General features: G+C 73.0%; 25 protein-coding genes. 18 read left to right on the top strand and 7 right to left on the bottom strand.

Annotated elements, in window-relative coordinates; genetic code table 11:
• Positions 1 to 156 precede the first annotated feature (156 nt).
• Positions 157 to 1,167 carry a mycothiol synthase gene (mshD, locus tag ACQP10_RS04020; protein ID WP_399499016.1) on the bottom strand — a complete coding sequence of 337 codons (1,011 nt, stop codon included), beginning with the start codon at positions 1,165 to 1,167 and terminating at the stop codon, positions 157 to 159.
• A 129-nt stretch (positions 1,168 to 1,296) separates the two neighbouring features.
• On the opposite strand from mshD, the gene ACQP10_RS04025 reads away from it, so the two are divergent.
• Positions 1,297 to 3,096, top strand: coding sequence for a bifunctional metallophosphatase/5'-nucleotidase (locus tag ACQP10_RS04025; protein WP_433540915.1), 1,800 nt, complete (start codon positions 1,297 to 1,299; stop codon positions 3,094 to 3,096).
• 148 nt (positions 3,097 to 3,244) lie between these two features.
• On the opposite strand, the gene ACQP10_RS04030 is transcribed toward ACQP10_RS04025, so the two are convergent.
• Positions 3,245 to 3,958: a winged helix-turn-helix transcriptional regulator gene (locus ACQP10_RS04030; RefSeq protein WP_179819934.1), complete on the bottom strand. Its 714-nt coding sequence runs from the start codon at positions 3,956 to 3,958 to the stop codon at positions 3,245 to 3,247.
• 207 nt (positions 3,959 to 4,165) lie between these two features.
• On the opposite strand from ACQP10_RS04030, the gene ACQP10_RS04035 reads away from it, so the two are divergent.
• The 9 genes from ACQP10_RS04035 (at position 4,166) to ACQP10_RS04075 (ending at position 10,594) form a co-directional block, all read left to right on the top strand.
• Positions 4,166 to 4,417 (top strand): MoaD/ThiS family protein, encoded by a 252-nt coding sequence (locus tag ACQP10_RS04035; protein WP_179819931.1) that lies wholly within the window; start codon positions 4,166 to 4,168, stop codon positions 4,415 to 4,417.
• A 133-nt stretch (positions 4,418 to 4,550) separates the two neighbouring features.
• Entirely contained in the window at positions 4,551 to 5,231 is a 681-nt protein-coding gene (locus tag ACQP10_RS04040) for an LmeA family phospholipid-binding protein (protein ID WP_433540916.1), read from the top strand.
• Positions 5,232 to 5,331: 100 nt separating this feature from the next.
• Entirely contained in the window at positions 5,332 to 5,844 is a 513-nt protein-coding gene (locus ACQP10_RS04045; RefSeq protein WP_179819927.1) for a sigma-70 family RNA polymerase sigma factor, read from the top strand.
• A complete protein-coding gene (locus ACQP10_RS04050; RefSeq protein WP_433540917.1) occupies positions 5,841 to 6,728 on the top strand; it encodes an anti-sigma factor family protein in 888 nt (295 codons plus the stop codon). The genes ACQP10_RS04045 and ACQP10_RS04050 overlap by 4 nt, the downstream gene beginning before the upstream one ends.
• 62 nt (positions 6,729 to 6,790) lie before the next feature.
• Complete coding sequence (locus tag ACQP10_RS04055) at positions 6,791 to 7,216, top strand: thioredoxin family protein (protein ID WP_179819922.1); 426 nt, start codon at positions 6,791 to 6,793, stop codon at positions 7,214 to 7,216.
• A 278-nt stretch (positions 7,217 to 7,494) separates the two neighbouring features.
• The gene (locus ACQP10_RS04060; protein WP_179819920.1) at positions 7,495 to 7,890 is read left to right on the top strand and encodes a DUF4395 domain-containing protein; all 396 of its coding nucleotides are present in this window, start codon (positions 7,495 to 7,497) and stop codon (positions 7,888 to 7,890) included.
• Positions 7,891 to 7,905: 15 nt separating this feature from the next.
• A complete protein-coding gene (locus tag ACQP10_RS04065; protein ID WP_179819918.1) occupies positions 7,906 to 8,745 on the top strand; it encodes a sulfurtransferase in 840 nt (279 codons plus the stop codon).
• Positions 8,745 to 9,041 carry a DUF1416 domain-containing protein gene (locus ACQP10_RS04070; protein ID WP_399499021.1) on the top strand — a complete coding sequence of 99 codons (297 nt, stop codon included), beginning with the start codon at positions 8,745 to 8,747 and terminating at the stop codon, positions 9,039 to 9,041. Before ACQP10_RS04065 ends, ACQP10_RS04070 begins: the two co-directional genes overlap by 1 nt.
• 248 nt (positions 9,042 to 9,289) lie before the next feature.
• On the top strand, positions 9,290 to 10,594 hold the full coding sequence (locus tag ACQP10_RS04075) for a hypothetical protein (protein ID WP_433540918.1): 1,305 nt from the start codon (positions 9,290 to 9,292) through the stop codon (positions 10,592 to 10,594).
• 7 nt (positions 10,595 to 10,601) lie between these two features.
• Here the strand turns inward: ACQP10_RS04075 and ACQP10_RS04080 are convergent, their stop codons facing one another.
• From ACQP10_RS04080 to ACQP10_RS04090, 3 genes are all read right to left on the bottom strand, one after another.
• On the bottom strand, positions 10,602 to 11,366 hold the full coding sequence (locus ACQP10_RS04080; protein ID WP_399499024.1) for a hypothetical protein: 765 nt from the start codon (positions 11,364 to 11,366) through the stop codon (positions 10,602 to 10,604).
• A 284-nt stretch (positions 11,367 to 11,650) separates the two neighbouring features.
• Positions 11,651 to 12,304, bottom strand: coding sequence for a hypothetical protein (locus ACQP10_RS04085; protein WP_346017691.1), 654 nt, complete (start codon positions 12,302 to 12,304; stop codon positions 11,651 to 11,653).
• A complete protein-coding gene (locus ACQP10_RS04090) occupies positions 12,304 to 12,945 on the bottom strand; it encodes a hypothetical protein (protein WP_399499025.1) in 642 nt (213 codons plus the stop codon). The genes ACQP10_RS04085 and ACQP10_RS04090 overlap by 1 nt, the downstream gene beginning before the upstream one ends.
• A gap of 165 nt (positions 12,946 to 13,110) precedes the next feature.
• On the opposite strand from ACQP10_RS04090, the gene ACQP10_RS04095 reads away from it, so the two are divergent.
• From ACQP10_RS04095 to ACQP10_RS04115, 5 genes are all read left to right on the top strand, one after another.
• The gene (locus tag ACQP10_RS04095; RefSeq protein WP_179819905.1) at positions 13,111 to 15,072 is read left to right on the top strand and encodes a hypothetical protein; all 1,962 of its coding nucleotides are present in this window, start codon (positions 13,111 to 13,113) and stop codon (positions 15,070 to 15,072) included.
• A gap of 175 nt (positions 15,073 to 15,247) precedes the next feature.
• Complete coding sequence (locus ACQP10_RS04100; RefSeq protein WP_433540919.1) at positions 15,248 to 17,737, top strand: ATP-binding protein; 2,490 nt, start codon at positions 15,248 to 15,250, stop codon at positions 17,735 to 17,737.
• A gap of 8 nt (positions 17,738 to 17,745) precedes the next feature.
• On the top strand, positions 17,746 to 18,234 hold the full coding sequence (locus ACQP10_RS04105; protein WP_433540920.1) for a hypothetical protein: 489 nt from the start codon (positions 17,746 to 17,748) through the stop codon (positions 18,232 to 18,234).
• Positions 18,235 to 18,497: 263 nt separating this feature from the next.
• Positions 18,498 to 19,799: a MurT ligase domain-containing protein gene (locus ACQP10_RS04110; RefSeq protein ID WP_179819900.1), complete on the top strand. Its 1,302-nt coding sequence runs from the start codon at positions 18,498 to 18,500 to the stop codon at positions 19,797 to 19,799.
• Positions 19,789 to 20,511, top strand: a complete 723-nt coding sequence (locus ACQP10_RS04115) for a type 1 glutamine amidotransferase (RefSeq protein ID WP_346017688.1) — start codon at positions 19,789 to 19,791, stop codon at positions 20,509 to 20,511. Before ACQP10_RS04110 ends, ACQP10_RS04115 begins: the two co-directional genes overlap by 11 nt.
• Before the next feature lie 29 nt (positions 20,512 to 20,540).
• Here the strand turns inward: ACQP10_RS04115 and ACQP10_RS04120 are convergent, their stop codons facing one another.
• Entirely contained in the window at positions 20,541 to 20,903 is a 363-nt protein-coding gene (locus tag ACQP10_RS04120) for a DsrE family protein (protein WP_346017687.1), read from the bottom strand.
• Positions 20,904 to 20,972: 69 nt separating this feature from the next.
• On the opposite strand from ACQP10_RS04120, the gene ACQP10_RS04125 reads away from it, so the two are divergent.
• Positions 20,973 to 21,482 (top strand): FABP family protein, encoded by a 510-nt coding sequence (locus ACQP10_RS04125; RefSeq protein ID WP_433540921.1) that lies wholly within the window; start codon positions 20,973 to 20,975, stop codon positions 21,480 to 21,482.
• A gap of 165 nt (positions 21,483 to 21,647) precedes the next feature.
• On the opposite strand, the gene ACQP10_RS04130 is transcribed toward ACQP10_RS04125, so the two are convergent.
• Complete coding sequence (locus ACQP10_RS04130) at positions 21,648 to 22,547, bottom strand: macrolide 2'-phosphotransferase (RefSeq protein WP_346017685.1); 900 nt, start codon at positions 22,545 to 22,547, stop codon at positions 21,648 to 21,650.
• A gap of 523 nt (positions 22,548 to 23,070) precedes the next feature.
• Between ACQP10_RS04130 and ACQP10_RS04135 the strand changes: the two genes are divergently transcribed.
• Both ACQP10_RS04135 and ACQP10_RS04140 read left to right on the top strand, forming a co-directional pair.
• Positions 23,071 to 23,559: a DUF5946 family protein gene (locus tag ACQP10_RS04135; protein WP_346017684.1), complete on the top strand. Its 489-nt coding sequence runs from the start codon at positions 23,071 to 23,073 to the stop codon at positions 23,557 to 23,559.
• 96 nt (positions 23,560 to 23,655) lie between these two features.
• Positions 23,656 to 24,069 carry a Fur family transcriptional regulator gene (locus ACQP10_RS04140; RefSeq protein ID WP_179819887.1) on the top strand — a complete coding sequence of 138 codons (414 nt, stop codon included), beginning with the start codon at positions 23,656 to 23,658 and terminating at the stop codon, positions 24,067 to 24,069.
• Positions 24,070 to 24,082: the final 13 nt, after the last annotated feature.

Below are 24,082 nucleotides of genomic sequence, written 5' to 3' on the forward strand. Positions count from 1 at the left end.
CCCCGGGGCCGGACGGTGCGACCGACCGGCGCTCCGCCGTCTCCGCCGTCTTCCCGATCCTCACGATCCCCGGGGCCGGACGGTGCGACCGACCGGCGCTCCGCCGTCTCCGCCGCCTTCCCGGTCCTCACGGCCTCCGGGGCCGGCCGGTGCGCCCTACCTGCGGTACATGACGTCGACGTCCCACCGGGTGAAGCCCAGCTTCTCGTAGAGGCGGACCGCGGCGACGTTGCTCTCGTCGGCGTACAGCATGACCTGTGAAAGGCCCCGGGAGCGCAGGTGGGCGAGGCCCGCCAGGGTGAGCGCCCTGCCCAGTCCGCCGCCCTGCTCGTCCGGATCCACGCCGACCACGTACACCTCCCCGATCGGGTCGTGCGCGTGGTCGCCGTCGCCGTGCACCTTGGTCCAGTGGAAGCCGACCAGCCGCCCGCCCCCGGTACGCCCACCGGCCGCCCCGCCGTACGGCTCGGCGCCCGGCCCGTCGGCCGCCCCGCCGTACGGCTCACCGGCCTCCCCGCCCGGCGGCTCCTCGGCCGCCCGCTCGGCGAGGAAGAAGCCCGCCGGGTCGAACCACGGCTCACGCTCGCGCCGCCGCAGGTCGTCGAGCGTCCACGCGCCCTGCTCGGGGTGGTGGGCGAACGCCTTCGCGTTGAGGGCTACCCACGCCTCCTCGTCCGGGGAGCCGGGTTCGAACGTGCGCAGCCGTACGCCCGCGGGCAGTTCGAAAGAGGGGAGGGGCTCGGTCAGCGGGCGGCGCATCTGCCACAGCGACCTGACCCTGCCGAACCCCGCCGACGTGGCCAGCGCCTCGGCCCCCGGGTGCCCGCCGTGCGCCCACAGGCGCAGCCGTCCCCCGGTCCGCTCCAGCACGGCCGCGAGCAGGCGCCGTCCGTGGCCGCGCCGCCGGAACGCCGGATGGATCACCAGCTCCCCGCTCGGTCCCTCGACCGGGTCGGTCGGATCGACGTGGGCGTAGCCCGCGAGGGCGTCCCCGTCGTAGAGGAGCACGGCTCCCGCCCGGTCGTCGCCGCCGTAGCGGAGATGGAGCATCACGTGTTCGTTGAGCGGCCTGACACCGTCGGTCTCCGTGGCGGCCGCGACCACCTCCATGACGGCGGCCACCTCCGCCTCGCCGAGCCTTCCTCGCTGTTCCACACGCACGTTCATGCTCTGGACTCTAGGCGGAGCCCGGAACGGGAAGGCTGCCCGGACCGGCTGAATCGCCCCCTTCCGGCGGGGTGAATCGTTACCTCCTGGACATTGTTTACATAGATTGCCGTTTTAGGGTCGTGGGTCATGATGTCTCGCTCCCTCAAGCGGCTGGCCCTCGCCGGTGCCCTCGCCGGCAGCGGCCTCGCCCTCGCGGTGGGGCCGGCCCAGGCGGTCGACCGGTCCGCCAGGACGGTGCCGGTCCGCCTGCTCGCCCTCAACGACTTCCACGGCAACCTGGAGGCCTCGACCGGGTCCTCCGGCCGGATGGTCGACGAGACGGGCACCACCGTCTACGCCGGTGGCGCCGCCTACATCGCCACCCACATGGCGCAGATGACGGACAAGAACACGCTGAAGGTCGCCCAGGGCGACCTGATCGGCGCCAGCCCCCTGATCTCCGCCGCCTACCACGACGAGCCGTCGGTGGAGTTCCTCGGCAGGCTCGGCGTCACCGCCTCGGCCGTCGGCAACCACGAGTTCGACGAGGGGTACGGCGAGCTGCGGCGCATCATGTACGGCGGCTGCCACCCGGTGGACGGCTGCTCGCCCGCCGGGCAGTGGAAGGGCGCGCGGTACGACTACCTCGGCGCCAACGTCCTGTTCAAGCAGCCCACCGGGACCGCCGAGAAGCAGGCGCTCGCCGCCTTCGGTGACCCGAAGAACGCGGCCGCACTGCGCGCCCTGCTGAAGAACTACGGCGTTCCGGCCCTGCCCCCGGTCGCCATCCGCTGGATGAACGGCGTGCCGATCGGCTTCATCGGCCTGGTCACCCAGAGCACCCCCGGCATCGTCACCTCCGAGGGCATCAAGGACCTGCGGTTCATCGACGAGGTCAAGGCCGCCAACGTCGCCTCCAAACTCCTGTCGCTGGTCGGCGTCAAGGCGCAGGTCGTGCTGATGCACGAGGGCGACCAGGCCGCCGTGGGCAAGTCGCCCGACTCGTGCAGCGCCGAGCCGGGCGCGGGCACCCGCATCGCCACCCAGGTGGACCCCCAGATCGACATGATCCTCAGCGGCCACTCGCACCAGGCGTACCTGTGCCAGGTGACCGACCCGGCGGGCGGCAAGCGCCTGTTCAGCCAGGGCGCCTCGTTCGGCCGGGTGATCACCAAGGTGGACTTCCAGGTGGACGTCCGCACCCGTGACGTCGTGCGCTCCACGGTCGCGGCCGACAACCAGGTCGTCACCCGGACCGTGGACCCGGACGAGGACACCTCCACGTTCGTCCAGACGTGGAAGGACCGCGTCTCGCAGATCGCCGACAGGCCGATCGGGAAGATCACCGCCGACATCACCAACACCGCCTCCCCGTCCGGGGAGTCGCCCCTGGGCAACCTCATCGCCGACGCCCAGCTCGCCGCGACGAAGACCGGCGGCAACGCGCAGATCGCGCTGATGAACCCGGGCGGCGTGCGCGAAAAGCTCACCTACGCGAGCTCTCCCGCCGGCGAGGGCGACGGGGTCGTGACGTACGGCGAGGCCTTCGCGGTGCAGCCGTTCAACAACCTCACGCAGGTCGTCACGCTCACCGGCGCCCAGCTCAAGACCGTCCTGGAGCAGCAGTTCACCGGCGGGCCCAACGCCCAGCCGTTCACCAAGATCCTGCAGCCGTCGTCGAACTTCACCTACACCTACAGCGCGAGCGCGCCGTGGGGCTCGAAGGTCTCCGACATGAAGATCGACGGCGTCGCCGTGACCGACACCCAGACGATCCGGGTCGCCGCCAACAACTTCCTCGTCGGCGGCGGTGACGCGTTCCAGGGCTTCACGGCCGGCACCGACCTGTGGAGCGGCCCGCTCGACATCGACGCCTTCACCGCCTACCTGACCACGGCCGGGACGATCGCGCCGCCGGTCCCGAACCACATCACCGTCGCGCCCTGACCCGGCGCGAAGCCCGACCGGCCGCCTCCCGCAACCCGCGGGGGGCGGTCCGGCTCCCGGGCCCGCCGCGTGCGGCCCGTCGCCGTGCCCGGGAGCCCGTGGTGCGGGCCCCGGCCCTCGCTTTCCGAGGGTCCTCGCGCGTGCGCCGCTACTTGCGTGCGGGCTCGCGTCTGTCGGTGGCCTCCTCGCCCCGCTCGGGGACGAAGCGGTACCCTACGTTGCGCACGGTGCCGATCAGCGCCTCGTACTCGGCGCCGAGCTTGGCGCGCAACCGCCGGACGTGGACGTCCACGGTCCGGGTGCCGCCGAAGTAGTCGTAACCCCAGACCTCCTGCAGGAGCTGGGCGCGGGTGAAGACCCGCCCTGGGTGCTGGGCGAGATACTTCAGGAGCTCGAACTCCTTGAAGGTCAGATCCAGCGCGCGGCCGCGGAGCCGGGCGGTGTAGGTGGCCTCGTCGATCGTCAGGTCACCGTTGCGGATCTCGTCGGGGGCCTCCTCCGCGGCGGCCTGGTTCAGCCGGCCCATGGCCAGCCGGAGCCGGGCCTCGACCTCGGCGGGGCCGGCGGTGTTGAGGACGACGTCGTCGGCGCCCCACTCGGCGGTCATCGCCGCGAGCCCGCCCTCGGTGACGATCACGAGGAGCGGGCAGGTGATGCCGGTGGTCCGCAGCAGCCGGCACAGGCTCTTGGCGTGGACGAGGTCGCGCCGCGCGTCGAGCAGCACGGTGTCCGCGGGCGGCGCGTCTATCAGGGCGGTTGCTTCCGCGGGAGCGACCCGGACCGGATGCAGCAGCAACCCCAGCGCCGGGAGCACCTCCGCAGAGGGCTCAAGGGCGTTGGTGAGCAGCAGCAGATTGCTCACAGTGCCTCCTTCCGCGTCGTGCGGCGAAAAGCCGTACAAACACGTAAAGGACCCGGGGGCTACGTCGCCCAGGTCCCGTAGTAGGTGAGGATAGCCCACGGGGTCGAAGGAACCAGCGGCCGTCCACCTGATGAACACCGGTTACATCCGGTGAGTTACCCGTGACGACGTCGTCACCATACGTGTTCCGAAGGAGTTGGTCAGAAGATGGCGAAAGGTGTGATCCGCTACTGGGCCGCCGCGAAGGACGCGGCCGGCGTCGCCGAGGAACCCTTCGAGGCGAAGACCCTGGCCGATCTCGTGGCGGATGTCACAGCGGGCCGCGAGTCGCTCGCCCAGGTCGTCAGAAGGTCGTCGTTCCTGGTGAACGGTGACCCGGTGGGGCTGCGGGCGCACGACGCCGTCGCGCTTCCCGAGGGAGCGACGGTGGAGGTGCTCCCGCCCTTCGCCGGGGGGTGACGGCCGGACTCCGCCCCGGCGACAAGAGGCCGAAAACGTCGCACACCTGGTAATGATGAGGTGTTTCCCGGGAAATTACCCGGGGGCGCCGCCGTGGCGTTCGGGCCGGAACCGGGGACGGACAGGGAGTCGGATGCGTAAGCTGGTCGCTTTTCTGATTGTGCTGCTCGTTCTCGTGGGCGTCCTCGACCGGGTCGCGGCCGCCGGGGTGGAGCGGGAGATCGCCACCCGGGCGACCGCCGAGTACGACCTCGCCTCCCCGCCCGAAGTGGACATCAAAGGCATTCCCTTCCTGACCCAGGCGATCTCCGGGCGGTACGACGAGGTCCGGGGCGCCACCGGCGCCCTGGAGGTCTCCGGCATCCGGCTGGCGGGCGTCGACTTCACCCTCTACGGGGTCACCGCCCCGCTGCGGGACCTGGTGCTCGACGGCGGCAAGGCGAAGGTCCGCGCCGACCGGGTCGCCGGGACCGCGGTCGTCTCGCTGGACACGCTGAACCGCAGGGCCCCGCAGGGGTTCAAGGTCGCGGTGGACGGCGACGCCCTCAAGGTGGACGGCGAGCTGACCGTCCTGGGCCGGAAGGTGGCCGCGGAGGCCCGGATGAGGATCGGGGTCGAGGGGGACGGGCTGCGGATCGTCCCGGAGAAGGTCACTCTGGCCGGCGGCATCCCGGTGCCGAACGCCGAGAAGGCGATCTCCTATCGGATCCCGCTCCGGAACCTGCCGTTCAATCTCAAGGTGACGGGCGTGAACGTCGTGCCCGAGGGGCTGCGGATCTCCGGCGAGGCGACGGACGTCCCCCTCCAGGGCTGACCCGGCCGCCCTGGCCGGACTCCGGTCCGCGAACCGGCCTTTTCCGTGGTCGACTGGAGAGGTGTCCGAACCGATCCGCCCCGCCGTACGTCATGGAGGTGTGAGCCGAGCCGGAACCGCCGACGAGCAGCTCGTCAGGGCGCTCTTCGACGAACACGGCGGGCCACTCTACGGCTACGTCCTGCGGCTGACGGGCGATCCGGGGAGAGCGGAGGATGTCGTGCAGGAGACGCTTCTGCGGGCCTGGCGGCATCCCGACGCGCTCAGCGGCCGTCCCATCCGGGCGTGGCTGTTCACGGTGGCCCGCAACCTCGTCGTCGACCAGCATCGGGCGCGCAAGGCGCGTCCCCCGGAGACGGGGGACGAGGCGCTCGCCGTACTGCCCGCCGATGACGAGCTGGAGCGGGCCGTCGAGTCATGGGCCGTCGCCGAGGCGGTGGCCACGCTGCGGCCGGAGCACCGCGAGGTGCTGGCCGAGGTCTACTACCGGGGGAAGTCGGTCAAGGAGGCGGCCGAAACGCTGGGCGTGCCGGCCGGAACGGTGAAGTCGCGCACGTACTACGCGCTTCGGGCGCTGAAGCTGGCGCTGGAGGAGCGGGGGCTCGCGCCATGATGATGACGTGTGACGAGGTCCGGATGTCGCTCGGCGTCTACGCGCTGGGGGCGCTGGAGCCCGAGGAGCGGGTGCTCGTGGAGGCGCACCTCGCCGAGTGCGCCGCCTGCCGGACGGAGGCCGAGGAACTGGGCGGGGTGGCAGCCCTGCTCGGCCGGGTCGCCGAGGAGGACGTGGCGCAGGCGGTCAGCCCACCCCGGGTGGTGCTCGACCGGCTGCTCAGCGAGCGGCTGCACGACGACAGGGCCAGGAAGCGCCGGACGGCCCGGGCGCTGCTCGCCGTGGCGGCCTCGGTCGTGGTCGCCGGGATCGGCGGGACGGTGTGGATGACCGCCGGCCCGCCCGCCGCGGACCATTCGGCCGCGGCCCCGGCGGTCTCGCAGCCCCGGTCGGAAGCCTCCCGGAGCGGGACCCTCCTACGGGACCAGAGGTACGGCAAAGCCGCGCCGGAGCGCTCCGCGCCGTCCGAGAACTCCGAGGGCGAGGTCAGGATCCTGCTGGACGCCCCGCGGGGCCGCGAGTTCGAGGGCCGCGACGGCGCCGCCCACGCCACCGCGATGGTGGCGGCGGGCGCCGGGCCGAGCGCCGGGCCGAGCGCGGGACCGGCCGCGTCGGCGGGCGCGGAGCGGGGCGGAGCGCCGAGCACGGTCACGGTCACGGTGTCCGGGGTGCCCGGCGGGACCCGCTGCCGCCTGGTGGCGGTCGGCGCGGGCGGCGTCCGCCGGACGGTCACCGAGTGGACCGTCGGCCGGGCCGTCCACGGCAGCCCCGGTGTCTCCGCCGGGAGCGCGGTCACCGGGACCACGACGCTCCGGCCCGAGGACATCGAGCGGTTCGAGGTCGTCGCCGGTGGCAGGGTGCTGCTCCGCCTCGGCCCCCGCTGACGGCCGGTGCCTCTTGACGGGCGGACGGGAATGACCGCCGCCGGTGGCGCGTTGTCGGCTCCGTGACCGGACTCGCGGTGCTGCTCGTCACGCTCGCCCTGGCGACGCTGACCGGGGTGGCGCTGCGGCGGCGCGCCGTGCCGCGCGACACGGGAGGCGGGAGGAGAGGCGACATGGGACGCCTGACGTCCGAGCAGCTCGCGGCGGAGCTGGGGGAGCGGGCCACGCTCGTGCAGTTCTCCAGCGCCTTCTGCCAGCCGTGCCGGGCGACCCGCCGGATCCTCGCCGAGGTCGCCGGGATGGTGCCCGGCGTGGCGCACGTGGAGATCGACGCCGAGGCGCGGCTCGACCTCGTCCGCGCGCTGAACATCCTGCGCACGCCCACCGTGCTGGTCCTCGACGGATCGGGCCGCGTGGTGAGACGCGCCTCCGGACAGCCCAGGAAGGCCGACGTGATCGGGGCGTTGGGACTCGCCGTCGGCGACTGAACCGGGGCCTCCGGACCGGGGTCTCCCGGCCGCGGTCCTCCGGACCATGGCTCTCCCGTCCGCCGAACATGGATGTCTCACGAATTGGACAGGGATGTGACAGAGGGCGGGACGTCGGGGTAATGTCGTTCGTATGATCCTGACGACAGAGCTGCTGACGAAGCGGCGCGCGGTCGACTTCTGCCCCGTGACCACCGCGCTCTGTCGCTTTTCCTAAGGGCGATCTCAAGCGGCCCCCGCGCCGCGCCGATCCGCACACCCTTGGGGAGCATCGAGCGATGCACGTCGATCCCAGAGCACTCCGTTTCGCCGCGACCGTGACGACCGCCGTCCTCGCGATCGTCCTGATCACGGGGAGCACGTGGCTGCTCGCCGCCCAGGCCGTGGTCTTCGGACTGGGCGTCTTCGGAGCGTCGCCGTACGGGATGGTCTTCAAAGGGATAGTGAAGAGCCCGCCCAGTGTGCTGGAGGACGCCGCCCCGCCGCGCTTCGCGCAGGGGGTCGGCCTCGCCTTCGCCCTGGCGGCCCTGGTCGGATACATCACACGAATCACGCCGCTGGCCCTCGGCGCCACCGCCGCGGCCCTCTTCGCCGCCTTTCTCAACGCCGTCTTCGGCTTCTGCCTCGGCTGCGAGATGTTTTTGATCATCCGCCGATCACTGCCCGCAAGATAATTCCGGAGGATTGCCATGAGCCGTTCCGCCACACTGGTGGACGCCGACTGGGTCGAGGCCAACCTCGGCACGCCCGGTGTCGTCCTCGTCGAGGTCGACGAGGACACCAGCGCGTACGAGAAGGGTCACATCCGGGGCGCCGTGCGGATCGACTGGAGGACCGACCTCCAGGACCCGGTCCGCCGCGACTTCGTCGACCGCGAGGGCTTCGAGGCGCTGCTGTCCGCCAGGGGGATCTCCAACGACGACACCGTCGTCCTCTACGGCGGCAACAACAACTGGTTCGCGGCCTACGCCTACTGGTACTTCAAGCTCTACGGCCACGAGAACGTCAAGCTCCTCGACGGCGGCCGCAAGAAGTGGGAGCTGGAGTCGCGCGAGCTGGTCAAGGACGTTCCCGAGCGTCCGGCCACCCAGTACCGCGCCCAGGAGCAGGACAGCTCCATCCGCGCCTTCCGTGACGACGTCGTCGCCGCGATCGGCAAGCTCAACCTGGTCGACGTGCGCTCGCCCGACGAGTTCACCGGCAAGCTGCTCGCCCCCGCCCACCTCCCGCAGGAGCAGGCGCAGCGCGCCGGCCACGTGCCGACCGCGCGCAACATCCCCTGGTCGAAGGCGGCGAACGACGACGGCACCTTCAAGTCCGACGAGGAGCTGAAGGCCCTCTACGAGGCCGCCGGTGTCGACTTCGGCAAGAACACCATCGCTTACTGCCGCATCGGCGAGCGTTCGGCCCACACGTGGTTCGTGCTGCACGAGCTGCTCGACCAGGCCGACGTCAAGAACTACGACGGTTCGTGGACCGAGTACGGCTCGCTCGTGGGCGTGCCGATCGAACTGGGAGAGGCCCGATAATGACTGACGGATGCGCTGCTCCGGAGCAGACTGTTGCTCTTCCGGCCGGGATCGACCTCTCGACCCAGGCCGTCATCCAGGGGGTGGTCTCCGGCACCGGCACCGCTTACGCGCGCCTGCTGGACCACTCCGGCGAGTTCACCGGTGAGGTCGTGGTGTCCGACGAGGGCGTCTTCCGCTTCTTCGCCGCCCCCGGTGACTGGACCGTCCGCATCATCGCGGGCGGCGGCGTCACCAAGGACATCCCCGCCCAGGCCCGCCTGGGTGAGGTGACCCAGCTCAGCGTGACGGTCTGACCGTCCGGACCCGTTCCGGCGGCCGGCCCGCGTCACGGCTCTGAGGGCCGGCGTTCCCCGCGAGGGGGCGCCGGCCCTCTCGCGTTCCCGGCGGGGACGCCTGCCGGGCTCCCGTTCCGGCTCGGGCGCCGCCCGGGGCCGGGCTCCCGCGTGGCCGGCGCCGGACCCGGGACCCGGGCGGGCACGCGGGTCCGGTACGGCCGGCGACGCCGATCGCTACGATTCGTCGGGTGTCCGGAACGCCTGTCATGCCCCAGACGTCAGCCCCGACGCCGCCGCGGGCCGTCGGCCGGGCCCCGGCCGCGCCCACCGCGCCCACCGCGTACTCGCTACCCCTTCACGCGCTGCGGATACTCGGGTCCCGCGCCGCCTCGCTGGTGCTGTGGTTCTCGGCGGGACGGGCCGTCCGCGCCGGCCTGATGTGGGCGGGCACCGAGGTCTCCCACGGCGACCACCGGCAGGTGCGGCTCGTCGTCACGATGCTGGTCTTCACGTTGATCGTGCTGAACGAGCTCGTGGTCACGGTGGGCATGCTGCACTCGGTGCGCGGCGCGCTCCGGGAGATCCGGGTGCGGCGGGCCGGAGACGAGGCGGACGAGAGCCTGTTCGGCGCGCTCAACCGGGCCACGCTGGTCTTCGCCACCATCTACCTGGCCTGGAGCTTCCACGTCGAGGACGCCAGGGAGTTCGTCGCCCTCGACCGCACCCATAACGCGGGCGAGGACCTGCTGCTCCGGCCGCTCACCGGTGAGGAGTCCACCACCGGGACCGGCCTCATCGCCCTCGACGTCCGGCTCTCCCTCGCCATCGCCGTGGCCGCCTACCTGCTCAGGGAGCTTTTCGGCTGGTGGCACGTGCGGGGCAGGATCAAGGGCAGCGGGATGCTGACCGCCTTCTTCGAGCTGGCGTTCGCGTTCTACGGCATCAACGCGATGCTCACCCTCGTCCAGGCCCGCTCCGACTGGCTGTCCCACCGGGTGGTCGTCGACGCGCTCGGCGACCAGGTCAAGCGGCTGGAGGAGAGCGTCCCGGGCTGGAAGGAGGTCGCGGCCCGGGTCGGGGAGGTCTGGCCGTACGTCGTGGACGCGCTGCTCGGGCCGCTGACCTGGCTGACGGTCGCGGCGCTCGTCTACGGCGCGTTCGCCGAGGACACGAGGTCGGTCGTGCGGGGGACCCGGCTGGACGCCGTGGCCGGACGGATGGAGCGGACCCACTCCCTCACCCGCTCCACCATGACGCGGATGACGGCCGGGTTCCGGGAGCGCTGGGTGCCGCCGGTGAACGCCTTCCGGCTCGCCGCCCGCGGGGGCGCCGCGCTGTTCGGCATGTTCTGCCTGTGCTACGTGCTCGTCCGGGTGGGCGCCGACTACACCACCCAGGGCGTCAAGATGCTGATCGGCAACCCGGAGCCCTTCAGCTGGGTGGCGTGGGGGTCCGCCGCGTCGGTCCTGCGCGACCTCGTCGTCGACACGCTGACGATCTGCCTGCTGGCGGCGACGTTCGACATCGCCGCCACCCGCGCCAGGGAGGCCGGCGAGGCCGTCAGCGCCTGAAGCGCCGTCAGCGCCTGAAGCAGAGGACGTTGTCGTTCAGTTCGCTCTCCCGCGCGGTGCGCTTCATCGAGTCCTCGAAGGACTCGTTCTCGATCATCCGGACGGCGCTCGGGCGCACGCACACCGACACCTCGCGGGCGAGGGCCCTGGGCACCAGGCTGAGCACGTCGTAGTGGTACGGCGTGCCGACCCTGTGCTCGGCGGCGGTGAGGGGCACGTCGTCCTCGGTGATCTGCGCCATCCAGGACCGGCCGTCGGGGTGGCGCACCTCGACGTCGGGGATGCCGCGCCGGATCACGCCCTCGGGGTCCAGGGCGGTCCGGGTCAGCCTGATCCTCAGCCACCGCCGGTCCGGCTCCAGCGGGCGGCCGCCGGGCAGGCCGTCCGACTCCTCCACGGCCACCTGCCAGGAGACGTGCCGGAACGTGGCGGTCCGGCCGGCCGCGAACGTGTGGACACGGTCGTCCGGCCGCGCGTCTTTGTAGGTCAGGTACCCGTCCCACGTCGGGACGGCCACGGCCACGGCCAGCGCCAGGACCGCCGCGGTGACCCGGAGCGCGGTGCGGGCCGGACGCCCGGCGGGGGCGGGGGACGCGGGGAGGTCCCCGCGCCCGGTCCCGGGGATCTCCAGCGGGCCGGGCGGCGGCGCGGACCGGGGCAGCGGGGCCGACCTGACCGCGGGGAACGGCTGCGTGGAGGCGCCTCCCGAATCCTCCCGAGCCACGGGGGGCCAGACCTGGCGGTCGGGGAAGGCGTGGCGCTCACCGGACATCCAGGGCGCCCCGCCGGTGGCGGGCCCGGGACCGCCGCGGTGGGGCGCCGGAGCCGGTCCGGAACCGCCTGGACGGGGCGCCGGAGCCGGTCCGGGGTGGCCCGGATGGGGAGCCGGAGTCGGTCCGGGGCCGCCCGGACGGGGAGCCGGCGCGGGCGTCGCCGGGCCGGGGGACGCCGTTCCCCACCCGGGGACCGGCGCCGCGGACCGGGAGTCGTGGGGAGGGGCGTCCTGGGCGCGCGGGGTGAACCAGCCGCCGGAGTCCCGGCCGCCGGGGGGTGCCGTCACGGCTTGCCCGCCAGTGTGTGGACGTCCTTCGCCGTGGAGACCAGGCGCGCCGCGGTGGCCTCGTCCAGCCCGAGGTCGATCTCCACCTCGGGGGCGGAGGGCTCGATCAGCCCTCCGTTCCCCTCCTGCGGATGCACCACGATCCGGGCCCCGGCCAGCTCGGCGGGCGGGACCTCGAAGACCGCGGCCTTCCTGGCCCACCAGCCCCACTGGATGAAGGGGCCCGTGATGGTCAGGTCGCCGTTCACCTTGTCGGTGGCGGCGTATCGGCGTCCGCTCTCCGTCAGGAGGACCGGCGGGGCGATCCGCTGCGGGACCCGAGTAGACGTCGCGGCCAGGTCGACGACGAGGAAGATCCCCTTGGTGGTGGCCCGCTGTCCCGTGCCGGACGAGGTGCCGGACGAGGTGCCGGACGAGGTGCCCGGGGACGTGCCGGCCTCGATGGCCCTGGCGGCGTGGACCCCCTCCGCCCGCACCGATATCCGCGAGGCGGTGACCGTCTCCCCGAGGCCGCCGGTCCAGGTGAGGGGGCCGCTGTAGTCGTCGCGGGAGAAGGCGAACGACTGGGCGGCGACCGCCGCCGCGGCGAGGACCGCCCCGGTGAGCAGACCGCCCAGCCTGCGCCACCGGCCGGGGGCCGACCTGGCCATCACCCGGTCGCCTTCCGCCGGACGGGCAGGATGACCTGCGCGGCGACGACCGGGGGCCCGTCGTCGTCCTTGGCCAGGAGCCAGCCGATCTCCTGGGTGAACCCCTCGGGGTGCTCGAAGGTGCCGACGTCGAGCCGCACCTGCCCGGGCGGGCGCCGCCCCTCGGGCAGCTCGTACCGCACCACGACGGTGGACTCCATCCCCGGGTGCAGCTGCTTGCCGGGCACGCCGTCGGCCTGGACGAACACGTCGGGGCCGAAATCGTTCCTGATCTCCGGGGTCATCCTCAGCAGGGACCCGGCGAAGAAGTAGCCCGGCTTCCCGCCCTGCCCCGGCGCCCCCACGCCGGTGGTCTCGTCCCCCTTGTTGGTCACCTGGAACACGATCTCCAGGTACCGCTTGTCCGGCCCGCCGTACCGGCCGGGCCGGGTGGTGGCGCGGGACTCCACGAACCTCGTGGTGAACTCCCCCTGGTCGAGGACGGCGCCGGGCCCCAGTCGCCTGGGCGGGTCGTCGGGCGCCTCGTCGAGGCCGCCGAGGGCCGCGGTGATCCCCAGGCCGGCGGCCGCGACGAGCGCGGCGACCGGCACCGCGACCGGGCGACGCCGTCGGGTCGCCGCGCCGCCGGGGGGAGACGTCATGGCACAGGATGGTAATCGCTGATCTTCCTGTCGTTCGACACACAGGTCCCACCAGCACTGGATAACCAACGGAAAATACAGCAGATTGGTGGGAACGCCGCCCGGAACGGAGATCCAGCTCCTACGCTGTCACCGAGGCGGCGAGGGTCCTATGGCGGAGGTTCCGTGGCGGACGTGCATCCCGAGCACGCGCAGCTCCAGGCGGACCGGATCTACCTGGGCTGGCAGTACGCCCTGCTTCACCCCGACCCGGGTCCCGCGCCCAGACGTCCGTCCCCCGCCGACGAGACCGTCGCGGCCGACCTGCCGAAGATCGACCCCGAGTGGGCGCGCCGGGAGCGGCTCAACGAGAACCTGCTGAACCGGCCGATGCGGACCTTCCGCGCGTTCATGGGCGTGCTCGCCGCGCTCATCCTCGTCCTCGGCGTCAGCCACCTGCTGAGCTGGTCGTTCGCGGTCGCCGGGCTGGTCGCGACCTGCGGGGTGGCGGTGTTCTGCAGCTACTCCATCCACCAGGGCGGCAGGGCGGTCCGCCACCGCATCCGCGAGCACGAGGAGGCCGGCGACCGGCTGCGCCGGGAACGTGACAGGAGCCTGCACCGCGCCCAGGAGGAGCACGCCGCCCGCTACCGGGAGTGGGCCGAGAAGAAGGAGCGCCACGACCGCCAGCTCACCTGGTACGCCGTGACCGTGCCGGACGAGCTCGACCGGATCGACGTCGCCGGGGGCACGCTGGCCGGCTGGTCGGCGCTGATCACCCTGCTCGGCGCGACCCGCCTCTACAGCGGCGGCCACCTGACCGTCCTCGACCTGTCGGAGGGCGCGGTCGCCAAGGACCTGATCGAGCTGGCCCGCCGCGGCGGCGACGACCCGCTGGTGTGGGTGCTCCCGGTGGACCTGCCCCGGCTCGACCTCGGCGCGACGCTCGCACCCGAGGCGTTCGCCGACGTGCTCGCGCACGTGGTGAGCGTCAGCGAGGAGCACCGCACCACCCGCGACCTGTCGTTCGACAACGCGATCCTGGAGCGGGTCCTTGAGGTCCTCGGCGAGAACGCCACGATCAACCAGGTCACCGCCGCGCTGCGGGCGCTGGCCCAGGTCGGCGACCCCCGCGAGGACCTCAGGCTCGGCCTGATCACCGCCACCCAGCTGGAGCGCATCGGCACGCTGTTCGGCCGGGGCGTCAGCGACCGGGTGGTCATCGAGCGGGCCTGGGCGCTGGAGTCGCAGCTGCGCAAGCTGGAGACGCTCGGCTCCGAGGCCGTACGGCTGCCGCCCGCGCGGCTGCGCGTGGTGTCGATGGACCGCCAGGCGGGTGTGTTCGGCAACCGGGTCCTCGGGACGTACGTCGCCACGGCCCTCACCCACATCCTGCGCCAGTCGCCCGCCTCCGAGCGGCCCTGGTACCACACGATCGTCGTCGCGGGCGCCGACAAGCTCCGCGGCGACGTCCTGGACCGGCTGATGGACGCCTGCGAGACGTCCAGAACCGGGCTGGTGCTGACCTACCGGTCGCTCACCCCGACCGTGCGGGAGCGGCTCGGCCGGGGGCACGCGGCGGTGACGTTCATGCGGCTGGGCAACGCCGAGGACGCCCGGGTGGCCAGCGAGCACGTCGGCACCGAGCACCGCCTGGAGCTGGCCCAGCTCACCGAGACGATCAGCGCCGCCGGGGCCGGGATGGACGGCGGCTACGTCTCCACCGTCGGCCACACCGACGACGGCGACGACCGCGACGCAGGCCGTCCCGATCTCAAGGAGGACATCACCTCCTCCACCGAGTGGGGCCGCCGCGCGACCGAGGCGATGGGCGAGACCGAGCGGGTGCTGCACCGCTCCAGGGAGTTCCTCGTCGAGCCGCACGAGCTGCAGCAGCTCCCCACCACCTCGGTGATCGTCACCGACGCCACCGCCCACGGCCGCCGGGTCCGCCTCGCCGACGCCAACCCCGCGATCCTCACCTTCCCCAAGACGACGCTGGGGGAGTTCGAGGAGATCAAGGAGGCCGTGCTGGAGCGCGGCCGGCGGGAGGAGGAGCCGGAGGTCCCCGCGCCGGGTCCGTTCGCCGACGCGCCGCCCAACCTGGGCCCTCCGCCGGCCCGGCTCGACTGGCGCACGCGTCAATGAAGCGTTCTTTTCCGGTAAGGGGATGGTCAGCAGGCGGGTGTCCTCCACCGTGGAGGTCCGACCCTGGTCGCCGGGGTGGTCCGCCTCCCGGCCCGCACCGGCCGGTACGGCGGGGCCGCCCATGACGCGTCAACACCCCGGCGTCGAGCCGGGTCCCCCGGGTGGAGACCAACAAATGCAGCCAAGCGTGTCCCTTCCCGCCGGCGGCCTGACCGGCCCCTGGTACCGGATTCAGGCGATCACCGCGCCGTCCCGCAGCTCGTCGGCGGAGTGGGACTTCGTCACGGTCCTGCCGGCCGTGCTGTCGGCCGCGCAGCGCAACCGGCCGTTCGTGGTCGGCTGGCTGTCGCGCGGCTCCGGCGCCCCGCTGGAGCTCGTCACCAACGCCGGGCCGCTGACCCCGCCTCGCCCGCCGCGCAGGGCGGCCGACATGACGGCCGAGGCCGATCCGGTCCCGGCCGCCTCGGAGCCGCTGCTGTTCCCCGCCGGGGCCAGGGGCGTGCGGATCGGCGACGAGTGGCTGCGTGACCTGGCGGACCTCGCCTGGACCGCCTGCCCCGGCAGACAGGCCCCGCCGCTCGGCGGGCGCCGCGAACCGGACGCCGACGAGGTCAGGCGGCCCACGCTGTTCGAGTCCACGCTGGTCACGCTCATGTCGCGGCCGTTCGCCTGGCTGGTGGTGGCCGAGCGGACCGACCTGCTGGACGCCGAGGTGGCGCACCTGCGGACCCAGCTCAACGTGCTGCGCCAGTACGGCGACGCCTCCGAGCGCTCCCGCTACGACGCCGAACGCGCCGAGCGGCGCATGCAGGAGCTGGACGCCTTCCGCGAGGCCGGGCTGTGGAGCGTGCGGGTGCTGGCCGGGGCCGCCGGGCCCGAGGAGCTGCGGCAGATCGCGCCGGTCCTGGTCGGCTCGGCCGAGATGAGCCACCACCCCTACCGGCTGCGCAGCGCCCTGTCCGGCCCGGTGTACGGCTTCGCCGAGGCGCTGTCGGTCACCCTGCAGGACCCGGCTGACGGCAGCGCCGCGCCGTTCGCCGCGACCGCGGGGGCGCTGGCCGCGCTCGCCGGGCTGCCGCGCCGGGAGGTACCGGGGGTCCGGGTGCTCGACGCGGGCTTCTTCGACGTCACCAGCGAGGCGGAGGCCGCCTCCGGGGCCGGGACCGTCGAGCTCGGGTCGATCCTGGACGGCCAGAACCGGGCGGTCGGCTCGTTCCGGGTGCCGCTCGCCACCCTCAACCGGCACGCCTTCGTCACCGGCGCCACCGGCTCCGGCAAGTCGCAGACCGTCCGGCACCTGCTGGAGCAGCTCACCGGCGCGGGCATCCCGTGGCTGGCCATCGAGCCCGCCAAGTCCGAGTACGCCGCGATGGGCGGCCGGGTCGAGCACCTCGCCCCGGTGACGGTGATCAACCCGTCGGCTCCCGAGGCGGTGCCGTTCAGCGTCAACCCGCTCGCGCCCGAGCCGGGCTACCCGGTCCAGGCGCACATCGACATGGTGCGGGCGCTGTTCATGGCCGCCTTCGACGCCGAGGAGCCGTTCCCGCAGATCATGTCGCTGGCCCTGCAGCGGGTCTACGAGGCCAACGGCTGGGACGTGGTGACCGGCTGGGCCGCGCCCGGCGCCGCCGTACGGCCGGCCGTGCCGACCCTCGCGCAGCTCCAGCAGCACGCCATGGACGTCATCCAGGAGATCGGCTACGGCCGGGAGGTCCAGGCCGACGTCGAGGGGTTCATCTCGCTGCGGCTGCGGTCGCTGCGGGTCGGCTCGGCGGGCCGGTTCTTCGAGGGCGGCCACCCCGCCGACATCGGCGACCTGCTCCGGCGCAACGTGGTGCTGGCCATCGAGGACGTCGCCAACGACGAGGACAAGGCGTTCCTGATGGGCACGCTGATCATCCGGATCGTGGAGCACCTGCGGATGCGGGCCAGGACCGAGCGGAGCAGCGGCCTGCGGCACGTCATCGTGATCGAGGAGGCGCACCGGCTGCTGCGCGACCGCGGCGCCGGGCGGGCCAGCACCCACGCCGTCGAGCTGCTGGCCGGCATGCTCGCCGAGATCCGCGCGTACGGCGAGGGCATCGTGGTGGCCGAGCAGATCCCCACCAAGCTGGTCTCCGACGTGGTGAAGAACACCGCGCTGAAGGTGGTGCACCGCCTGCCGGCCGAGGACGACCGGCAGCTCGTCGGGGCCGCGATGAACCTCAGCGAGGAGCAGTCGCGGCAGGTCGTCTCCCTCCAGCCGGGGACCGCGGCGGTCTTCGCCGACGGGATGGACCGGCCGCTGCGGATCCGGGTGCCGCTGGGGGAGGACCGCGAGCGGGCCGTGCCCGGCGCCCTGGGCCACACGCCGCCGATCAACGGGCGCCGCTCGGCGGCCTGCGGCCGGGAGTGCCGGACCGGCCGGGCCTGCACGCTCGTGGAGCTGCGCGAGGCCGACCTGCTCGCCGACGCCCCCGAGTGGGCGTGGCTGCGCATCTGGACCGACACGCTGGTGCTGGCCTTCTGCACCGACCGGCCGCTGCCGGGGGTGCCGCGAGCCCTCGCGGACCTGTGGGCGGAGCTGCCGCTGCGGCGCCGCGAGTGCCTGCTGGCCACGGCGGTGGAGCGCGCCGTGGCCCCCGGGCGTGGTCGCTGCGGACCGTCGCCGACCCGGCGAAGCTGACCGAACGGGTGGCGGCCACCGCGACCCGGCTGCTCGGCCCGGAACGAGAGGGCGCGGAACGGCCCGGCCCCGAATGGGTCATCCCGCAGGTCCGCTGGCTGCACGAGGTGGACCGGCTGTTCCCGCACGACCGGCCCGCGCCCGATCCGCACTCGCCCGCCCCGGCCCCGGACTACCCGCTGGTCACGCCTCCGCCGGGCGGCGCCGAGCTGCTCGGGCACCGGGCCAGGGCACTGCGCCACCACCCGCTGTCCATGGAGGCCGACCGCAACCGGGCGCTGGCCTGGCGGGTCATCCTCGGCGACGACGAGCGCGAGAGCGTGGAGCGGGACATCCAGACGGTGACGATCGGCGTCGCTCCCGCCGACCGGCTCCGGCACGTCGCCCAGACGATGGGGGCGGGGTGGCTGGAGACCGTGCTGGCGTGGCCGCGCCGGTTCGTGCTGCCGTTCGACGCCGCCGCGCCGGAGGACGTCGAACTCGCCTTCACCGACTGACCGGCGCGCGCCGTACGGCGCGCGGCGCGGCCGGGGCGGCACGGGCGGCTCGGACGCCTCGGAGGCGGCACCCTGTGATAGGGCGAGCCAGGCACGCCGTACGAACGGGACGGACGGTGCGACCTTCGTGATCGGCCCTTTCGCGGGCGTTGCCGGACCGTGACCATGCCGAACCCCGGCTAGTATCGCGGCATGAACGATTCGGCGGACCAGCCCCGGATGCTGAGTCGTCCCGCGACGGGGCCGCTGGGCGAGGAGAGGTCATGACACAGCTTCCGCTGCGGGCTCAGCTCGCGAGCGCTCTCGGACGGACGGCCGCGACCCTGTCCCGGGCCACCGGCCGCGGCGACGGATCGGTGATCGGCGGCCGGATCGGCCTGGCGCTGGAGCCCGACCTGCTGAGCCAGCTCGCCCGGGACCGCAGGCTCGCACTGGTGAGCGCGACCAACGGCAAGACCACCACGACCCGCCTGATCACCTCCGCCCTCCAGGAGCTCGGCGACGTCGCCACCAACGCCTTCGGCGCCAACATGCCCGCCGGGCACGTGTCGGCGCTGGCGTCGGCCAAGGACGCTCCGTACGGCGTGCTGGAGGTCGACGAGAAGTACCTCCCCGCGGTGATCGACGCCACCGGCGCGGGCGTGATCGCCCTGATGAACCTCAGCCGCGACCAGATGGACCGGGCGGGCGAGATCTGGCTGCTCGCCCAGAAGTGGCGGCGTGCCCTGGCCGGCAAGAACACCCACGTGATCGCCAACGCCGACGACCCGCTGGTCGCCTGGGGCGCCTCCACCGCCGCCCGGGTGACCTGGGTGGCGGCCGGGCAGCCCTGGAAGGAGGACTCCTGGTGCTGCCCCGAGTGCGGCGGCCCGCTCGACCGCAAGGGGGTCGACTACACCCCGCCGGGCGGCCACGTCGCCGGCGCGGCCCCCCTGGCGATGGTCCCGCGCCCGGTCGAGGACGACTGGGCCTGCCGCGAGTGCTCCTTCCGCCGGCCCCAGCCCTCCTGGTTCCTCGACGACGACGCGGTGATCGACCCGCGCGGGCAGCGCTGGGTCCTCGACCTCCAGCTTCCCGGCCGCGCCAACCGGGCGAACGCCGCGATCGCGCTGGCCACCGCCGAGGCGTTCGGCCTGCCGGTCCAGGCGGCGCTGCCCCGGCTGCGCGAGGTCAGGTCCGTCGCCGGCCGCTACACCACGGTCGAGCGCGACGGCCGCCGCGCCCGGCTGCTGCTGGCCAAGAACCCCGCCGGCTGGCTGGAGGCGTTCGACGTGCTCGACCGCTCGCTGCCGGTCATCCTCTCGGTGAACGCCCAGGGGCCCGACGGCCGTGACACCTCCTGGCTGTGGGACGTCGACTACCGCGTCCTGCGTGGCAGGCCGGTCTTCGTGACCGGGGAGCGGATGCTCGACCTCGCGCTCCGGCTGGACGTGGCGAACGTGCCGTTCCAGCTCGTGGCGTCCTTCGAGCAGGCGCTCGCCGCGCAGCCGCCGGGCAAGGTCGACGTGATCGCCAACTACACCGCCTTCCAGCAGATCCGAGCGGAGTTCGACCGTGCAGTCTGACAGCATCCTGCGGCTCGTCTGGATCTACCCCGACCTGCTGAGCACCTACGGCGACCAGGGCAACGTCCTGATCCTGGAGCAGCGCGCCCAGCGCCGTGGCATCCCGGTGCAGACCATCCACGTCCGCTCGGCCGACCCGGTGCCGGAGAGCGGCGACATCTACCTCATCGGCGGCGGCGAGGACCGGCCGCAGATCCTGGCCGCGGAACGGCTGCGCCGCGACGGCGGCCTGAACCGGGCCGTGGCGCGCGGCGCGACCCTGCTGGCGGTCTGCGCGGGCTACCAGATCATGGGCAGCACGTTCGGCGGCGAGGAGGGCCAGCCGGTCCAGGGCATCGGCCTGCTGGACATCGCCAGTGGCCGGGGCTCCGGCCGGGCGGTCGGCGAGTTGGCCGGGGAGGCCGACCCCGCGCTCGGCATCCCGATGCTCACCGGGTTCGAGAACCACATGGGCGTCACCCGGCTGGGGCCCGGCGTCCGCCCGCTGGCGCGCACCGCGGTCGGCACCGGCAACGGCGACGGCACCGAGGGCTGCTACGCCGGGAAGACCGTCGGCACCTACCTCCACGGCCCGGCGCTCGCCCGCAACCCGGGCCTGGCCGACCTCCTGCTCACCTGGGCGGTCGGCGCGCAGCTCCCGCCGATCGACGACTCGTGGTACGACCGGCTCCGCCAGGAGCGGCTGACGGCGGTGCTCCCCCAGCAGGCCTGACGACCCGCCTCCCGGCGGGTCGCCGCCCTTCAGTAGATCAGCGCCTGGACGCCCTCGGCGAGGACCTCCTCGACGAAGGTGGAGGCTCCCGCGATGCGCACGCCGTCGATCAGGTCGTCCGCCGTCAGGTCCCGCCGGGCCGCGCACTGGGTGCACAGCGTCACCCGGCCCCCGGCGAGGACGGCGTCGAGCAGGTCGCCGAGCTGGGCCGCGTGCGGGAGCGTGAACTCCTTGGCCCGGCCGGGCAGGGCGAACCACGACGCCTCGCCGGTCAGCCACAGCGAGACGGGGACCCCGCTCGCCAGCGCCGCCGCGGCCACCGTGAACGCCTGGTTGCAGCGCTCGGGGGCGTCCGCGCCGGCGGTCACCTTTATCACCAGTGAACGTGCCATGGTACGCAGCCTAATGCGGGCGGGAACCGGGGGCGCGAGCCGTACCGGGGCGGCCTTAGGCTCGTGTCCATGGACGTTCCCGAACTGCACCCCGACCTTGAGCCGATCGCCTTCCTCCTGGGCCGGTGGGAGGGCGCCGGAGTGGGCGGATACCCGACGATCGAGAGCTTCAACTTCGGGCAGGAGATCGTCTTCGGTCACAACGGCAAGCCGTTCCTGACCTACACGAGCCGCACCTGGCTCCTGAACGACGCGGGCGATCGGGTCCGCGAGCTGGCCACCGAGACCGGTTACTGGCGGCAGCTTCCCGACCGCCAGCTGGAGGTGTGCCTGACGCACCCCACCGGGGTCGTGGAGATCTACGTCGGCGAGGTCGTCTTCCACAAGATCGAGCTGCACACCGACGTGGTCGCCCGCACCGCCACCGCCAAGGAGTACACCGCGGGCCACCGCCTCTACGGCCTGGTCAACGGCAACCTGATGTGGGCCTACGACATGGGCGCGGTGGGACAGCCGATCCAGTCGCACATCTCCGCCGAGCTCAAGAAGGTGGCCGACTTCGTGTCGGAGGCCGGCTAGGGCCGGCCGGGCCGCCGCGTGTCCGAGAGCCGGACGGGCGGCACCCGGGCAGGAGCGTTCACTCCTGGGCTGACCCGTCTCGTGTGCCCCCACGGACCTCCGGGAACGACGACGGCGCACCTTCCCACTCCGGTGAGGCGCGCCGTCTCGGGACCGGGCAGGGCATCAGGCCCCGGGGTTCAGCATCGCCGCCGCAGCGGCCAGGTCGCTCTCGGCTCCGGTGGTCAGCGCGTACAGGGCGTACCCGATCGGGGAGGCGTCCCACAGGTGCTTCGCCTGGGCTGCCAGGCCGGGGTGGACGTGCCCGCCCGCCTGCTCGTACGCGGTGAGGGCGGCCTGCAGCATCTCCTCGCCCGCGGCGCCGTACTGGGCGGACAGGTCACGGGCGGGGTCGTCCACGCGGGCGGTGGTCCAGTCCAGGACCCCGGTGATCGTGCCCTCCTCGTCGAACAGCACGTGCGCGGGGTAGATCTCGCCGTGGGTCATCACGGTCCGCTCGGGCCAGCAGGTGTCGTCATCGAGCCAGGCCCGCCAGGCCTCCGTCAGGGCGGGGGAGACGGTGAAGGCCTCGCTCACACGGGCGATGTCGTCCCGCCACGCCTGACGTACCCGGGCCGGGGTGCGGACCTCGACGCCCGCGGCCTCGGCCTGCTCCGGGGTGATGGAGTGCAGACGGGCCAGCAGGCGCCCCAGACGCTCGGCGTAGTCCGGGCTGGCGGGGTCCATGTGCCAGTCGGGCTCCCCGGCGTCGGTCAGGGTCAGGCCCGGGGAGCCGGGCAGGGCCGGGTAGGCGATCAGCTCGGGGGAGCGGACCCGCCAGTCGGGGACCGCGACGCCGTGCTCGGCCAGGATGGGGGCGACCAGATCGAGGATGCGCGTCTCGGCGGCCATGCCCTCGGAGACGTCGGCGCGGCGCGGTACGCGCAGCACCCACCTCCGGTCGGTCGCGTCGGAGGCCATGACGACGCGGTAGTCCAAGCCCGCCTCGTTCACGGTGGCGCCCTGCGCGGACAGGCGCGGGCCGTGGGCGGCGGCCAGGGCGATGACGTCATCGATCGTGCTCATGGGACCAAGATCTCACCTGCGTCTACGCCATTTCCAACTTCTCCCCTCCCGGTCATGCCGCCGAGGGGCCGCTCCGGAGCGGCACGGCCTGCTCGACCGTCCTCGCTTGCCAGGTCAACCGTGCGTTCACTCCGCTGGGGCCGGCGGGCACCGGGGAAAGAAAAGAACCCCGGGCCTGCTCCCGCCGTTCACGGCGGGGCCGGATGGACCATAGACGGGATCTTCGCGTCCCGCCCTCCGGCAGCCCGGGGTTCCGGTGATTGTCATGGATTCGCCGAACGTCGCGAGACGTCCGGACAGAGTCCGGAGTCGCGGCGTCCTAGCGGACAGCCACCTCGCTAGCCCAAGAACTGTCAACCATTGTCTGGACCACCTCCTTTCTGCGTGCCCCAAAGCTATGCGCTCGGGTCAGCCGCGGGCAAACCTTTTTCCGCCTGCCGAAACGATCACCCCGGCCCCGCCGCGGGCGGTGGCGCCGAAAACTCGTCGACGAGGCCGTCGCCGGCCCCCTATGTTGCAGATCATGGAAGACGATCCCATTGCGGCTCGGTGCGACTGCGGTGCGGTGGCCGGCCCGCTGGGCGTGTGCGCGGACTATTACCACGCGATCCTCGCCGAGGAGCAGGCTGATCCTCAGATGTACCGGTGGCACGCGCCTGTGGTCTGCGCATACCTCCTGCAGCATCCCTCCAGGGCTCATGAGAAGTACCTCGACGGCCAGTTCCGGCAGTTGCAGCTCTATCTGGACAAGGGTCTCGACGCGCTGCTTCGCGTAGCGGCTCATCAGGTGGCGCGGAACAGGCACGGGGTGGGATCGGGCTACGACATGGCACCGTTGGCGGCATACGAACCGCTCCCGCCCGGTGGACCTCCGCGGCACTTCCGCGCCACGTTCTGCGGGTTGCCGTTCAGAGACGGCAGCTTCGTGTCCGACGGTCATTCGACGTACGGAGACCGCATCGAGGCCATCGTCGGAGCGACCGTGGAGTCCTGGAGATCCGTCCAGGCGTGAGACCCGGAGGCGGCTCCACACCACCTCGCTGGACGTGACCCGGGCCGAGCACGCGGCGGGCTGCTCCCGCGGCGGAACAGACCCTAGACTCTGGGCATGTCCGAGACGTCGTGGCACGAGCAACTGCGGGCGCACGGTTACCGGGTCACCCCGCAGCGCCAGCTGGTGCTGGAGGCCATCAAGGCCGCCGAGCACGCCACTCCCGAGGAGATCTGCGCCAAGGTGCGGGAGACCGCGCGCGGGGTGAACATCTCGACCGTCTACCGCACCCTCGAACTGCTCGAACAACTCGGCCTGGTCACCCACACCCATCTCGGGCACGGCGCCCCGACCTACCATCTGGCCGCCGACGCCGACCACGTGCACCTGGTCTGCCACGAGTGCGGTGAGATCGACGAGGTCGCGCCCGAGCTGGTGCAGGACCTCGTGACCAGGTTCGACGAGGAGATGGGGTTCGCGGTCAACGTCCACCACCTGACGGTGTTCGGGCGTTGCCGTAAGTGCCGCTGAGGGCTCGTAGGCT

This window comes from Streptosporangium sandarakinum (assembly GCF_050942225.1).
In the GTDB taxonomy this organism is placed as follows: domain Bacteria; phylum Actinomycetota; class Actinomycetes; order Streptosporangiales; family Streptosporangiaceae; genus Streptosporangium; species Streptosporangium nondiastaticum.